Here is a 17,220-nt window from a genome sequence, read left to right on the forward strand (position 1 = left end):
TTGCGTTTGAATTTAATATGAAACGCGCCACGAACTCATCTACCAAAACTCCGCCAAAACCATAGAATAGTTTAGCTGTATCAAACTAATTATTAATCCAAAGCAGAAAAAACGCATAAAAAAACCGATGAGATCCTGAGATTCATCGGTTTTAAAACTACTTAATCTAAAATATACTACTAATCTAAATCTCGCTTTCGCGGAAAAGTTAAACGTCTGTTTTATTCCTTTTCGAACTAAAGTATTCTACTTCTCAACTTGACTTCCCCACCAATCTTTATTTGGTGTATAATCAGGAGATAACATCTTTTTACGTTGCTTTTCTAATCTTGGTAGCAACTGTGTTTTATGATTTTCTAAACGTTTTTTTCTAGCCGCTTCATCCCACAAAGGATCAACTTCAGCATACTGTGTATTCATACTTTCTAACCATTCTAGCAGCTCCGTTTTTAATGATGCTGTTAATTCTTTATTACTATCTGCAACGTCATCGCTTTCCATTAAATCACTATCCAAATTGTACAATTCACTGTGTAAATCTTCCCAGTAATAAATAAGTTTCCAATTTCCTTTTCGGATTATAGAACTTGGTTCTCCGCCTTGATTTCCATAATGTGGATAATGCCAAAACAAAGGTCTTTCATCTATAGTTTTACCCTCTAAAAGTGGTTTTAAACTCACGCCATCCATATGCGCTTGTGGTTCTAATGGTAAACCTGCCAAATCTAAAAGTGTTGGAAATAAATCGGTTCCAGAAACCGGTACATCTATATTGCTACCTTTTTGATCCATCCATGGAACATATACAAAATATGGAATACGCACGCCACCTTCCCATTGATAACCTTTACCACCACGAATATCTAGCTGTGCTGTAGAAAAATTGTCACCAGAAGTAACTCCTCCATTATCCGATGTGAATACTATAATAGTGTTTTTGTCTAAATCTAAATCTCTAAGCGTTTGCATTACAGTTCCAAGCGCCTCATCAACCTGCTCAATCAAACCTGCATAAACGGGATTATCTTGATGTTTTCGAGCTGGTAAAACACGTTCCATTTTAAATCCGTTCTCATCAATGCCCATTTTCTCAGCCTTATCTCTATATTTTTTCCATTTTTCTTCGGAAGTTTGAATAGGCGCATGAACTGCGTAAAACGATAAATAAGCTAAAAAAGTAGTGTCTTTATTTTTTTCTATAAATTTTGAAGTTTCTTTGGCAAGCTTCATAGATAGAGTCATCCCTTTTTCTTCAGGTAAGTTTGTTAAGTTCGGATTTTTAAACGGCGAAAAATAACCGCCATTTGGTCCTCCAGATTTGTTTCCTCCTTGGTTAACATCAAAACCATGATCGGTTGGCAAAGATTGTTGCTCTTCACTTCCTAAATGCCATTTACCAGCAAAAAATGTGCTGTACCCTCCAGCTTTAAAGGCTTCTGGCAACGTAAGCGCATCGAGATCTAAATGTTGTTTAAAATCTGGTGGTAATAATTTTGTATATCGGTTTTTGGCTTTCCAACCCTGTCCAGATTGAGCACCTTCGTATTGCGTGATACCATGTCTCGCTGTAAATTGTCCGGTAAGCAAACTTGCTCGCGACGGACTACACACCGTACATGTGGCATAACCATTTGTAAAAATAGTTCCAGATTTTGCAATTTTATCAATGTTCGGCGTTTCGTAATAATCGCTTCCCATAACGCTTAAATCTTGATAGCCTAAATCGTCTACCAATACAAATAGCACATTGGGCTTCTTAGGTTCAACTTCTGCTTTTTCAGATTTACAAGACGTAAAAACCGTACTCCCTAAAGTTAAAGCGAGTACCAAATATTTCGATGCTTTTTTTAATTTCATAAACTTTTATAACTGTTTTTATTTATCTCAATGAAATAGCTCCCAAAAGCTATTTTTTTATTCTAATTTAATTACGGTTCTAGCTCTAAATATAAACAATCTACAACCATTAAAAAACTGCCTTCAACAAACAAAAATTAAAGGCAGCAATTATACTTAAACTAAAACAAAACAAACAAGAAGGTTTAATCTCCTTAGAGGTGAATTCCCCTTGCATAATATCAAAAATAAGGCGTTTTAATGTTTTAAAATTCTCAAATATGGGTTCAAAATGAATCAAAAAAGCTCTATAAGCATCATTTAATCTGCTAATAGAGCTTTTTTTAATTTTATGTCTATTTTAAATTTTCCTAAAAGGAAAATTATACTCGATAACTTAAATTAGAAAATTATCTAATAATAATTTCATCAATAAATAATCCTTTATCTTCTATTGTTTCTATCTTAATCGTATTCGCACCACGATCAATTTTAATAGGTAATTTCGCCTTGCTCCAAGCTTTACCCATGTTGCTAGAATTTGGTAAAAACAATTTATCGTTAACCACTTTTCCATTTACAGTAACTTTTACAAAAGTTCCAGCAGCTTCCTTTAATTTTATACTATAACGCACATACAAATCTGCAGGACCTGCACCGCCATCATTCTCTTGATACCAAGATACAGAAGCACCTTGAGCCTTATTCATGCTAACAAAACCTTTGCCTTTAAAGTTTGCTCCATTAGTAATTATCTTGGCATTATTAAGCGTGGCTTCCTCAGCTTGCTCTCCTATTTGTTCTCCATCTCCTGTGTTTTTATTCCAAGTAAAACCTTCATTTTCACCAAAACGTTCTTCTAAAATTTGAGTTTCAACACCATCAACAACAATTAATGCTTTAACGGTAGTTTCTTTTTCAATTTTAAAACTGTTTTGATATTTAGTAGAACTTATAGTTGGCACATCGCCATTTACAGTATAAAACACTTCAATTTTAGGGTCTACTTTATCACCTCTTAAATTAATAACTTCTGTATCAATACTTATCAAGTTTGAAGTGATTTGTTTTTTCTCACCTAAAATACAACTCGCTAACAAATTAATAGCTCCATTTTGGTCTGTAGACTCAATATAAGCCCTTGTTAAACCATAAAACGCCGTTCTATGATTTGGACCAACATGTTGCTCTACATCTACAGGACTGCCGTTATCTAGCGCTTTAATTTTACCAGCGCCCAAAACGTTAAAGTACGTTCTGTTTTCCCCGTAAGGGTAAAAAACACCTAAACTATCGGTTGTAGAAACGCGTACTTGTACAATATCTTGACTGCTATTACCAAGTGATTCACCATCAATAGATAATTTTATTTTTGATGGCTGTGCCGCTGTTTTAACGATCTCTTCCGACACCACTTTTCCGTCTCTATAACCAACAGCTTTTAAAGTTCCTGATTGCCATTTTACCATCCATTGGCATTGCATTTCATCCCAAGCTGTGCCAGGTTTTAATTTCCCTAGTGATGTGTTATTGAAAAACAACTCCACTTCGTCACAATTAGAATATACCCAAACTGGAATTTCAGTACCTAAAGCTACTTTTGGATGCGTCCAATGTGGTAAAACATGAACCATTGGCTTACTCGTCCATTGACTTTGATATAAGTAAAATAAATCTTTTTCGAAGTTTGCCAAATCTATAGCACCACCCATAAACGCTTTAAAAGGCCAGCCGCCATGCACGTAACCGGCTTCGCCAATATAATCGTAACCCGTCCAACGGAACGATCCTGCATAGGCCGGAATATCACGAAGTTGTTCGATATTTAATCTAGACGACACACGCACTGTAGCATTATCATAACTTGAGTTAAATATTTGTTTCCTGTTTTTTCGATCCAATTCATCTACCCAATCGTGAGTAAAGACTTCCTCTTCCGTTAAATCAGGAAGTTCGTATGGTCTTTGATTTTTATTAGGATAACCATCTCTAAACCATGTTTTTGTTCGGTAAAAACCACGAACTTGCCATGTATGTGTATTTTCTGTTCCTATAAAAACTTTTCCTTTTTGCTTTTCGGTTAAGTTCTCCAAATAACCTTGCTTTTCGCTGCTCCCGTTAACACCTAAAACATTCATAAAATCCGAACCCGAATGTCCAGATGTTACAGGTCTTGTTGGATCTAGCAAGTTACATTCTGCAACTAAATCTTTCGCAATAGCGCCACGCGTTTCGTTACCAACACTATAAATTACTATGGATGGATGGTTTCTATCGCGCTTAATCCAATCGGTTAAATCTTTCTTCCACCATTGATCAAAAAAGTGAGCACCATAATCGTTTTTGGCTTTTTTCATCCATCCATCGAAAATTTCGTCCATAACTAACATTCCCATTTCATCACAAAGCTCATAAAATATCGGCGTTTGCGGATTATGAGATGTTCTAATGGCGTTTACACCCATATCTTTTAATTGCTGAATTCTGAAACGTAAAATTTTATCGGGCACCGCAGCGCCTAAAGCTCCAGCATCTTGATGATTACAAACCCCTTGAAGTTTGACATTTTCACCATTAATCCACATACCCGTTTCGGCAATCCATTCAATATCACGAACACCAAACTTGGTATTCACAACATCTACCAATTTATTATTCACTAATAACTCACTTTTTAACGTGTATAAATATGGAGTTTCCGTAGACCAAAGATTAGGGTTTGAAATAGCCAATTCTGTTTTAGTTGCAGTATTTAGGTTCTCAATTTTTTCTTCGGAAGAAACAATTACTACTCCACTTTTATCAAGTATTGTTGTTACTAAAACTGCATTTTTAACATCCTTATTTTCTGGAGCAAATTCAGTTTCAATAAAAACCTGATCGCCTTTGGTTGTTACAAAAATACCATCGCGAGCAATGTTTGTTTTATTTTTTACATCAATCCAAGTGTGAGCATAAATACCACTACCAGTATACCAACGCGCTGATGGTTGTTTATCGTTATCCACATGCACCGCAAAGGTAATTTTATTAGCATTTTCGGCTATGTCGCTAATATCATAAGCAAAAGACACCCAACCATAAGGTCGGTTTCCTAATTTTACACCATTGGCCCAGACCGTACTATTCATAAATACACCATCGAAAGCAATTTCAACTTGTTTACCTTTCCATGAACTTGGTACATTAATGGTTTTTCTATACCAACCAAAACCTGCCGGTAAGTAGCCACATTGCGCTCCCATAGGGTTGCTTTCGTCGTATTCACCTCCAATACTCCAATCGTGAGGTACATTTACAGTTTGCCAATTTGTATCATTAAAATCGACAACTTCGGCACCTTTAATATTCTCTTGGATAAATTTCCAATCGGCATCAAAACTGGTTCGTAATCGTGTTTCTATGGTACTGCTTTCCTCTTTACAACCAACTAGACATAAGTATAGCAAACTGAAAAGAACAACCGATATTTTAATATTTTTAATTTGTTTTAGCATATTATTTCTAACATTTTTATCCTTTACGTTTAATGAAAAACCATAAGGCCTATCAACTCTATTTTTCGGCTTTTACCGCTTTAATAGTATAACTATAAGTTAAGTTATCAGCTTCTATTTGATATTCCTTGTGAGGCATTCTACCCCAACTTGTATCGCCACCAACACCCATTTGTTTGTAATCGATATTGATGTTTACTAAATCTCGTTTTTCGATATCGGTAGTATGGCGTTGTCTTTTATCTTCTCCAGCATCAAAATCGTCGTTGTACTGGTGGTGGGCACTAAATGACACTAAATCTTCCGCAGTTACTTTAATTCCGTTACCAGATTCGTTTGTAAACGTAATCCATCGTGTATCCGTTTTATAACCGTTTTCTTGTGGACGAATGTATGGAAAATATAAATCGCTTACCGATGCTTTATATAAACCAACCAATGCCGATGTATTTCTATCTTGATAATTTTCGTGAGGGCCTCTACCAAACCAAGCTACGTTACTAAACTCGTTATTAATAACCAAATTATTACCAAATCTAGGCAATACAGGTAACTCTCCATTGATACCAGACATTGTAGTGTTTACTAAAATAGATCCTTCCGAATTTATCGTGTAAACCATTTGTAACGTTCCATTAACCGCAGCCAATTTGTAATTTGCAGTTACTACGCTGTTACCAGAAGCATCTGTTTCTTGCTTAATATCTACAAAACCTTGATTTTTGGTAGCTTCTTTCCAAACGCCCATTTTTTTAGGCATTTTAAAACCATAATCGTTATCGGTTGTTGGACGCCAGAAGTTGGCTTGAATACCTTTTAAAATAAGGTTACCATTACCATAATCTAATTCATTTAAAACACCTGTAGCTTTGTTGAAAGCAACCTTAATATCTTTACTAGAAATTAATATTTTTTCAGCATCTTCTCCAACAATTAATTCATCAGAAGATTTATTTATTCCAAAATTAAATTGACCTTTTTGAACTTCGAATTGCTCGTAAGCCACCGTATGTCCGCTTGGTACTAAATCTGTCGCTGTTTTTGTTTTTGCATAAATATTAACATGATATTCTGCATTATCATCATCAAACTTTGGTAAATCTATATTTACAGTTTTAGCCGTGTATGGAGCTACATCTAAAACAGGTAATTTTCCATCTGCAATTTCAACACCATTTTTTAATAAAGTATAAGAGAAATCTAAAGTATTTAAGTTTGTGAAATCGTAAATGTTTTTAATTTCAAAGGCTCCTTTTTTAGCATTTACAGCTTTAAACTTAATGTATTGATATACTTTTTTAACTTCAAATAAAGCAGGATGAGCCGTTCTATCTGGGTTAACAATACCGTTTAAACAGAAGTTTTTATCATTATGTAAATGCCCTGCACCTAAATCGCCACCGTAAGCCCAAAACGCTTCGCCGTCTTCATTTTCAGTAAGAATACCTTGGTCTACCCAATCCCAAATAAAACCACCTTGCATGATGTCGTATTTTTCAATAACATCCCAATAATCTTGTAAATTACCAACACTGTTACCCATAGCATGTGCGTATTCACATTGAATTAAAGGGCGTGTTGGATTATTTTCAGCATATTTAACCATACGATCAATTGTCCAATACATAGGTGCTTGAATATCTGTATTAGAATATTGTGTAGCTCCTTCATACTGGGTTGGTCTTGTGCTATCTTGCTCTTTTAACCATTTGTAAGTTGCAAAAAAGTTTTCACCATTTCCTGCTTCATTTCCTAAAGACCAAGTTACAATAGATGGGTAATTTTTATCACGCTCAAACATGCGTACCGTTCTGTCCATGTGCATAGCAGCCCACTCTGGTAAATATGCTGGGTGAACAGATTGATCTTTTTTATTGTTATTTAAACCTTGGTTGGTTGTCCCCATACCATGCGTTTCAATGTTTGCTTCATCAATAACATAAAAACCATATTTATCGCATAATCTATAAAAATGAGGGTTTTTAGGGTAGTGACTGCAACGAATAGCATTCAAGTTATTTTGCTTCATCACTTCTAAATCCTTCATGGTTAAAGCTTCAGAAATTACATGACCTTCAGTTTCGCTATGGTCGTGTAAATTTGCACCTTTTAATAAAACAGGCATACCATTTACAAGAAACTGATTGTTTTGAATATCAATGCTTCTAAATCCAACTTTAATAGCAGTAGATTCGCCATTTGTTGTTAATAAAAGCGTATATAAATTTGGAGACTCTGCGTTCCATGTTTTTACATTCGGAATTATTTTACCAAAACTCAACTCATTTCTTCCAGCTTTTAAAGCTATCGATTTAGAATCGGCATAAATTTCTTTATCACCATCTAATAATTGAATTTTAACAACCTGCTCTGCTGCTTTAGAAGTATTATTATCAACTTTTAAATCTACTTTAAACACACCATCTTGAAAATTATTTTCTAAATCTGATGTTACTCTAAAATCGCGTAACGTTACTTTATTACTAGCATATAAATAAACATCGCGCTCGATACCACTTAATCTCCAAAAATCTTGATCTTCCATATAACTAGCATCCGACCAACGTAAAACTTGTACAGCTAAGCTATTTTTTCCAGACTTTACTAAGTCGGTTATTTTAAACTCTACCGGTGTTTTACTGCCTTCATTATAACCTACCATTTCACCGTTTAACCATACATACATCGCACCGCTAACACCTGCAAAATGTAAATAAACATCTTTACCATCCCAATTTTCTGAAACTTCAAAATCTCTTTTATAACTACCGTTGCTGTTTAAGTTATGAGGTATATAAGGAGGATTTGGAGGAAACATATACGTTCTATTTGTATAAATTGGCACACCATGACCTTTTAATTCCCAGTTAGATGGTACAGTAAGTGTATCCCATTGTTTAACATCGAAATTTTCTTTGTAAAAATCGGTTGGACGCGCTTGTACACTATCTGCGTAATAAAATTTCCAAACACCATTTAAAGATTGATATAACGGAGAATTCTCCCAAGATTCATTACCTAAAGCTTCATTTTCATTGGTATATTTATAGAATGATGCCGTTGGCTTTTCTCTATTAATTTGAAATATTTCAGGGTTCTCCCATTCTGGATTTTCCCATTTTTCAGCCGTATAAACCGGTCTTGTTTCTGTTTTATCACAGGATACTAATGAAATAACAGCGATGATGAGGATTAAGTACTTTTTCATTTTATAATTAAGTTAGTGGTTCTCTTTATTTTGTTGCAATATGTTGATTTACCAAAGCGCTTTCTAGTGTTTTACCTTGTTTAGTAATGAATGCTTTTATGGTATAATTTGAATTTTGTTTCACTTTTGATAAAGGAATAAAGGCCTGAAATTGCTTGGTTTCTTCAGTTCTTCGTGTACCTTCAATTTTAATATCTTCTACATTTAAATAAGATACATTGTTGATAATGATACCAAAAGCGTCATTTTCCTTTAGTTGAAGTTTATTAAGTTTTACCTTTACAAGATAACCGTCTTCTTTAGTTTCAACAACTTGAATAGTAATTTTATCATTGTTTTCTGCTGAGAATGCCGTGGCTATATTTGGATAAAAATTACTTTCACCAGCATCAGTCAACCCTTTTACGGTGTAATAATATTGCTTATCATTTACAATATTGTTATCCAGAAAAACGGTGTCTTTTACAGCCGTTGCAATTTTAGTAAACTCATGCAACTTCTCACCACGATACACGTTATAGCTTGTGCCTTCCAAGACTTCATCTTGGCTATGCCATTTAACCTCAATGGTACTTGATGATTTTTTTACAGCTGAAACATTGCGCGGACTAAACGGTATTCTAGAAGATACTGTTACGTTTTCCTTATCAGAAGCTTCGCCTCTACCTAAACCGTTGTATGCTGAAACTGTAAATTGATAATCTGTTTGATCCTTTAAACCTTCAATACGGTAACCGAAAACATTATCGGCATCAATCTCTATGTCTTTTCCGTTTTCATCAACATAGTGTATTAAATAACCTTTGGCGTTTGCAACACTTTTCCAAAAAAGGGTAACGCTATCATCGCGTCTTGAAACTTTGAAAATTTCAGATTGTTCCGGTTTATTGAATGTTACTGAAACCACATCTGAAATTGGACTTTCGATAGCTTTATTTAATGCTTGTAGTTTAAAATAATACGGTTTTCCTTTCTCTACCGTTTCAACCAAAAAGGCCATTTTATTTTTTACAGTAACCGACTTATTTAAATTTAAAGCATCTGTACCATAATAAACTTTATAAGCTGTAGCTAAACCAACTTTTCCCCAATTTAACTGAATTCCCGTTTTCTCAATACTCGCTTTATAAATCGTTGGTTGCGTAAGTGCACTAGAGTTCGTTTTCCATTTACTAACCGAAATACTAAATGGTTTTACAGTTATAAGTCCGTTTATATATGTAGTTTCCTGAATATCTGGGTTTCTAGTTTTTAAGACATCGGCAGAAATATAGTTCGTTAATAAAGTCTCCTTTAATGGTGTGCCGTTAATATTAACTTGAAACTGATTAGATTCTTCACTTCTATTCGTAATCACTAAATAATTGAATCCATTATTCCCTTTGTAGGTTTGCACAAACATACCATTTGCTTCTGTCCCTTTTAAACCCGGGACTTGTACCATTTTAGAGATATCGGTTTTATATAAGAAATTAGAATTATTAGTAGCCTCATGATATATTTTTAAAGTTTTACCTTCTATATCACGATGAATACCGGTAATAATGGTATCGGTATCTATTTGCTTATTATTTTTAAAGGCTTCTTCTAATAAATTGTTTTTATTTACCGCAGGCAAAAACTTGTTACTAACCTCGTGCGCTGCAACATAAGTAGTGTTGGTGTGTTGCAACTGACGCATAATATATTCCACGTTATAAATACCGGAATAAATACCATTTAACGGGCTGTTCCATACACCAAATTCGGTGATAATCATGGGTGCATCTTTCCAAGTATAATCTTCTATTTCCGACATTGCCGACGGACTTGTTGCTTCTATTAATTTAGTGTTTGCGCGTTTATAAGCTTGCTCTAATGTTTCTTTTTTTCCCGTGTGTGGTGCGTAAGAATGCTTTGAAAACGTATTCCAGTAAGCACCATTGCTTTTTTGAAATTTATTAATCTCTTTCATAAAAGTCCATACACCATCCCAAGTATAATTCAATGCTAATTTAGCATCAGGCAGCACCTCTTGGATAGCTTCGGCATAAGGCTGCATTTTTGCCGCATAATCATAACCATCATTCCACCAATATCTATTTCTATTTGGCACATAAAAATAGGGTTCGTTGCAAAATTGCCAAGTTTCAACTTTAATATTATTGTTTTTACAAAAGCGAGCCAATTCCATCACCATTTCTGGAGTTTCAGAAAAGGCATTCACCGTAATCACTAGTTTTCCGTTGATTTCACTTAATAAATGATATAAATCGGTAACGCGATGTGGCCCTTTAACTTCCGTAAAGCGATGTCCTTTTAAATAAGGTTTTTGGTGATCGAACATGGCAATATAATCCAAATCATACTGTCCTGTTGCGCTACTAAAAGCATCACCCATTGTGCCAGAAAAATAACGTAACCAACCTGGTTTTAGCTCTTTTACTGAAGCTACAAAATCGGGATGTGTATAACTCCAAACCTTATCGGCTATACGCACATTGAAACCACTTGCACCATTTTTAATAGCATGGCCAGTTGTGGTATCTATATTTATAGACTCCGGATTTTGTGCATATATTGAAGCGGTTTGCACAAGGCAAACCGCTAAAACCAATTGTATGATTTTTACTTTTTTAAAAGCCATAAATTAAGATTAATCGCTTATTAAATTTTTAAAATGAAACCTGATCGAAGGTAAACACATCCGATGGTGTTCTTGCTTCTTTTAAAATACGCTCCATATCTTTTACAACCTCTGGATGCTCGCTAGCAACGTTATTTTGCTCACCTTCATCTACAGATAAATCGTATAATTCTATAGGTGCATTCGGGTTTTTAAGCACTTTATATTTTACTGCTTTCCACTTCCCTTTTCTAATCGCTTGGCGACCTCCTCTTTCATGAAATTCCCAATATAAATAATCGTGTTGTTTTTGTTCCGAAACATTATCCAATAATGTTGGCAAAAATGAAATACCATCTAAATTTGATGGAACTGGAACATCTGCTACTTCAGAAAACGTTGGAAGCACATCCCAAAATGCAGAAATTAAATCACTTTTACTACCTGGTTTAATTTTTCCTGGCCATTTAATCATCATTGGCACACGAATTCCACCTTCATATAAATCTCTTTTAACACCTTTAAAAGGTCCGTTACTATTAAAATATTTTGGATCTGCTCCACCTTCAGTATGCGGTCCGTTATCCGAAGTAAAAACAACAATAGTATTATCCTCAAGACCTAACTCTTTTACTTTATCCATAATTTCACCAACTTGATTATCCATAATTTCAATCATGGCAACAAAAGCAGCGTGAGATTCTGTTTGAGATTCATAAAAGCCTAATCTATATTCTGGCCCATCATCTGTACCTTCAAACACTTTCTCTGGAGCATATTTACCTCTATATTTAGCTAAAACAGCTTCTGGAGCTACTAATTCGGCATGAGGAATAATAGTTGGCACATACATAAAGAATGTACTATCCTTATAATTTTCTAAAAACTCGATGGCTTTTTCTTGAATTAATTCTGGAGCATATTGTTCTTTTTTATGTCCTGCATTACCTGTTAAAACAATAGAATCTTGATTAGACCATAAATGATAAGGATAATAATTATGCCCTAAACGTTGACAATTGTAACCATAAAAAACATCGAAACCTTGTTTGTTTGGATCACCTTCTGATCCTGGATAACCTAACCCCCATTTACCAAAAGCACCTGTAACATAACCGCCTTTTTGAAGCGCTTCTGCCATAGTATACGTATTGTCTGGAATTGGATATTGACCTTCTGGCATAACCTCTTTATTACCACGAACTGGAGTGTGACCTGTATGCATACCCGTTAATAAAGCTGAACGTGATGGTGCACAAACAGTATTACCAGCATAATGCTGAGTGAACAACATACCTTCTGCTGCTAATTTATCTATATGCGGTGTATTAAATTTTTGTTGACCAAAACTACTTAAATCACCATAGCCAAGATCGTCAGCCAGTATATATATGATATTCGGCTTTTTATTCTCTTTTACAACTTCCGTAGAAATTACATTTTCTTTGGTTTTCGCTTTTCCACACGAAAACGCACTTGCAACTAAAATAGCCGACAGTAAAATTTGAATACCTTTTTTCATTTTTATCAATTTCTTTTCTAGGTTTTAGGATCTATTTCCTTTTGAACATTTTAATACATTCAAATATACTTGTAAATTAAAGCTTCGTTTTATTAAAATCCCCCTACAAATGTTGCGATACCTGCAATACATGGTTAAATTAAAGCAGATGCAACATTATCACCCCTATTATTTTACATTATTAGGCCTAGCTCCGGCTAATTAAGGGTAAAAAACGATAAAACTTATGTAAATTGTGATGCTGTCAAGAATATTTTATATACAACATAATTACTCCTTTGATTTTTATGAGCATTTTTAAAACCACCATTACCTACATATGTTTAATTATTACGTTTTTTACTTTAAACATTTCTTTCTCTCAATCTAATTCTTTAAACTTTCATGAATTAGACATACACGGTGTTCTTTTCAATAAGAAGGTAAACGTCCTTTTTAAAGATAGCTATGGTTATTTATGGATAGGAAGTAATTCTGGTCTTTATAGATATGATGGTCATGATCTGGAAGAGTATCAATATGATGTTTTTGATGCCAATTCTATTCCTAATAATAATATCAATTCTATTATTGAAGACGCCCATAAGAATCTGTGGATAGGAAGTGAAAGTTACCTTATTCATTATAATAGAAAGAAAAACCAATTTAAAGGTTTTTTAAAAAATATCAGCTCGTTTGTAAAAACAAGTAGTAAAACGGGAGATATATGGGTAAATATCCAAACGGAAGGCTTACTCAGGTTTCAATCTAAGGAAGACATATCTGAAATTAATTTACCCGAAGTTTTTAGTAACGAACCTAGTGATAATATATACAAAACGAGCGCCAAAACCATTTCTACTGTATTGATAGATAATTTTGATAGACATTGGATTGCTAACGATAATGGCCTATTTTATATCAACGAAAACAATTTAATTACAGCTACAAACTTCAATGAAAAAATTATTGATATGAAGTTTTTGGCAGATAATAAAATAATGGTAGTAAGTTCAACCAGCATGTATATTCTAGGTACTAACAAAGCAGACTATAACATCGAGATTCTAGAACAATACCCAAATATTAATGAAGAATTATCCTCTACTTGCTTTTTAACAACAGTATCGATAGATGTGAAAAACAATGCCATTTGGATTGGCTCATCGGAAGGGTTAATTAAAGCGAATAGAATAGACAATACTTACCGTTTTAATTATTTCTCAAACACCAATAAAGAGGTTAACTTATTAAATAATCATATTTCATCAACCATATTTGATGATTATGGTAATCTTTGGATTGGTTCCTTTAAAGGAATTAATAAATATTTAGGCAGAACGTCTCTATTTGAATACAACAAACTCTCTCAAAGCAACAGCATTACTACAAGTTTAAAGAGTTTGGACTTAACCAACATTTTAGTAGGTACACGCGAAGGCCTTTTTCATTTTAATCAGAAAACAAAAGCCCATGTTAAAATTGAAAACGATATAAAGTTTATACAAACCATTACGAGAAATTATGAAAACACCGAGTTTTTAATTGCCGATAATAAAGCTATTTATAAAACTCGCAACTATAACTCCAACGATACCAAACTAGATTTAGTTAAAATTAAATCTTACAAAGAACTCATAAAAGACATTGTACCTATTAATAAGAATGAATTATGGGTGGCCCTTTGGGATGGAGGTATTGATATTATTAACAGCAATAAGGCGGTTTCTGAATTTAAACAAAATGTAATTAAAAAACTAGAAAACCACCACACCTCTACCCTTTTGCTCTCTAAAAACAACAAATTATGGATTGGTACACGTGGAGAAGGTTTATACTGCGTGGATCTTTTAAATGAAACTATAAAGCACTACCTACCTACCCTAGAAAATGGTTTAACATCCAATGCTATTTTAAGTTTACATGAAGATAATTTAAATAATATTTGGGTAGGAACACGTGGTGGCGGCTTAAATATGTATGAAGAATCTCTTGATAAGTTCAAGAATTTTAAAGAAAATAACGCCTATAGTCCAAAAATAGTTTCGGCTATTGAAGAAGATTATAATGGTAATATTTGGATGAGCACCAGAAATGGCATAACAAAGTTCAATATTAAAACACAACGTTTTATACCTTTTGGTGTGGAAGACGGTATTAACGAAAACCAATTCCTTTTTAATTCTAGCACGGTTAATGCGCAAAAAAAGATTATCTATTTTGGTTGTACCGACGGTTTCTACAGTGTTTTTACAACAAAACTAACACCACAAACTATATTGCCAACTACGGTAATTACAAGTTTTGCAATTCTTGGTAAAACACAAGAAAACAAAGCTATGAATAGCTTTAAAAACATCAATGAATTTTACACATACTCTGGCGCTCCAATAGAGCTACCGTACAATCAAAATAATATTGCTGTAAATTTTTCGTCGTTAGATTTAACAACACCTAATAAAAACCAATACGCCTATAAATTAAAAGGACTGAACAATTATTGGATTTACACAAGTGCTTCTAACCGAAATGCTAATTATAACGACCTCTCGCCTGGCACTTACACCTTTATGGTAAAAAGCACCAATAGTGATGGCGCTTGGAATGAAACACCTGCCGAGGTGTCCTTTATTATCAATCCCCCAATATGGAAAAGTATTTGGGCTATACTAACCTATATTCTTTTAGGCTTATTAATTATTTACATAGGTTCTATTTTAATTAGACGTTGGTATTTACTGAAGAAAAACCTTGTAAAAGAAACCATTTCTAGAGAAAAAGACAATGAACTTAACAGAATGAAGATGATATTTTTTACCGATATCTCTCATGAGTTACGTACGCCATTATCATTAATATTAGGTACTATTGAAAAAGTAGTTAAAGAGAAAAAATTCACATTAAGCCCTTTAACAAGTCAGCGTATTTACAACAATACTCTGAGAATGCACCGCCTAATAAACCAGATTATGGATATTAGAAAGTTTGACGAAGGGAAATTTAAACTCAAGGTTTCAAAAAATGATATTGTAAAAGATATAAATACCATTAAAAACGCCTTTAACGACTTTGCTAAAATTTACGAAATCGATTATGATTTTACATCTAACGAAAAGAAAGCATCCGGTTGGTACGATGTCGATTTATTAGAGAAAATTCTATTTAATCTAGTTTCCAATGCCTTTAAATACACTGCTAAAAACGGAAAAATAATAGTAAATCTAGACGTTATAAAACCTAATAAAAACGAAAGTGAGCTACAGCCATTTAGTGGTAAATATATAAGGTGTAGCGTTCGCGATAACGGTTTAGGAATTCCTAAAAAAGATTTAGAATTTATTTTTGATCGCTATTACCAAGCAACAAAATCGCAACGTAATCAAATACCAGGAACCGGCATTGGCATGGAACTGGTACATAAACTTATTGAGCGCCACCATGGTACTATTAACGTAGAAAGCGAAGAGAATGTTTATACAGAATTCACTTTTTGTATTCCTATTTCTAAAGATAAATACAGTAAAAAAGAGCGCATACAAACCAGTATGCCTTTAAAACGAAATTTCATAAAAAACTCCGAATTCCAAGTCATTGAAGAAGTTTCTACAGAGTTTAACAATAAAAAAAGCATAGAACAAAAAACTAAAAAATCTAAAGTTCTTATTGTTGAAGATAATGATGATTTAAGGCAAATGGTAAAAGAGGAGTTAAGCGATGATTTTGAGATTATTGAAGCTCCAAATGGCCAAGAAGGTTACGTGCAAGCTATGGCAGAAAAACCAGACCTAATTATTAGCGATATTTTAATGCCTATTCAAGATGGTCTTTCTATGTTGAAACAGATAAAACAGAACCCTGAATTTAACAATACACCTATTTTTATGCTTACTGCTAAAAATTCCGATGAGTCTAAAATTGAATGCTTAAGCCTTGGCGCAAACGACTATATAGAAAAACCTTTTAGTTTAGAATTTCTTAAATGGAAAGTAAAAAACACCTTTAAAACGAGACATAATCTAAAGGAAAAATATAGTAAACTTATAACCACAGCGCCTGTTGACAAACACGTAGACTCTAACGACGAAAAATTCATTAAAAAGCTTATCAAAATTATTGAAGATAATATGAACAATAATTTATTAAGCGTAGAATTTTTAGCTTCAGAAATTGGAATGAGCAGAGCAAACTTATATCGAAAAGTACAGCAAATATTGAATGATACACCTGTAAATTTCATTAAAACCATAAAACTAAAACGAGCTGCTCAGTTACTAAAACAAGATAAAATGTATATCTCTGAAGTTGCTTACATGACGGGGTTTAACAACCAGAAATACTTCAGTAAATGCTTTAATAAAGAATACGGCATGAGCCCTACGGAGTATATTAAACAAAATACAGAATAAAATAACAGTTGCTAAAACCAAAAAAAAAATTAAATCTCAGTTATACCATATTACTGAGATTTTTTTTGTGTTCATTTTGTTAATTTACAGACATATTCAATTAACATATTTCTCTGTTTTTTAGCTATTTTTCAGAAAAATTATATTTTAATCAGACTAAATATTAC

At 33.5% G+C, this 17,220-nt stretch carries 6 protein-coding genes; 1 reads left to right on the forward strand and 5 read right to left on the reverse strand.

What is annotated here, in order from left to right; all coding sequences use genetic code 11:
• Positions 1 to 246 precede the first annotated feature (246 nt).
• From V6246_RS04605 to V6246_RS04625, 5 genes are all read right to left on the reverse strand, one after another.
• Positions 247 to 1,857 (reverse strand): sulfatase, encoded by a 1,611-nt coding sequence (locus tag V6246_RS04605; protein ID WP_341559207.1) that lies wholly within the window; start codon positions 1,855 to 1,857, stop codon positions 247 to 249.
• A 389-nt stretch (positions 1,858 to 2,246) separates the two neighbouring features.
• The gene (locus tag V6246_RS04610; RefSeq protein WP_341559209.1) at positions 2,247 to 5,333 is read right to left on the reverse strand and encodes a glycoside hydrolase family 2 TIM barrel-domain containing protein; all 3,087 of its coding nucleotides are present in this window, start codon (positions 5,331 to 5,333) and stop codon (positions 2,247 to 2,249) included.
• A 58-nt stretch (positions 5,334 to 5,391) separates the two neighbouring features.
• Positions 5,392 to 8,541: a glycoside hydrolase family 2 TIM barrel-domain containing protein gene (locus V6246_RS04615; protein ID WP_341559210.1), complete on the reverse strand. Its 3,150-nt coding sequence runs from the start codon at positions 8,539 to 8,541 to the stop codon at positions 5,392 to 5,394.
• A gap of 25 nt (positions 8,542 to 8,566) precedes the next feature.
• Entirely contained in the window at positions 8,567 to 11,167 is a 2,601-nt protein-coding gene (locus V6246_RS04620; protein ID WP_341559212.1) for a fibronectin type III domain-containing protein, read from the reverse strand.
• Positions 11,168 to 11,195: 28 nt separating this feature from the next.
• Complete coding sequence (locus tag V6246_RS04625) at positions 11,196 to 12,668, reverse strand: arylsulfatase (RefSeq protein WP_341559214.1); 1,473 nt, start codon at positions 12,666 to 12,668, stop codon at positions 11,196 to 11,198.
• A 287-nt stretch (positions 12,669 to 12,955) separates the two neighbouring features.
• Here V6246_RS04625 and V6246_RS04630 point away from each other — a divergent pair, with 287 nt between their 5' ends.
• Complete coding sequence (locus V6246_RS04630) at positions 12,956 to 17,053, forward strand: hybrid sensor histidine kinase/response regulator transcription factor (protein WP_341559216.1); 4,098 nt, start codon at positions 12,956 to 12,958, stop codon at positions 17,051 to 17,053.
• Positions 17,054 to 17,220: the final 167 nt, after the last annotated feature.

It is taken from the genome of Algibacter sp. TI.3.09, from assembly GCF_038154905.1.
In the GTDB taxonomy this organism is placed as follows: Bacteria; Bacteroidota; Bacteroidia; order Flavobacteriales; family Flavobacteriaceae; genus Algibacter.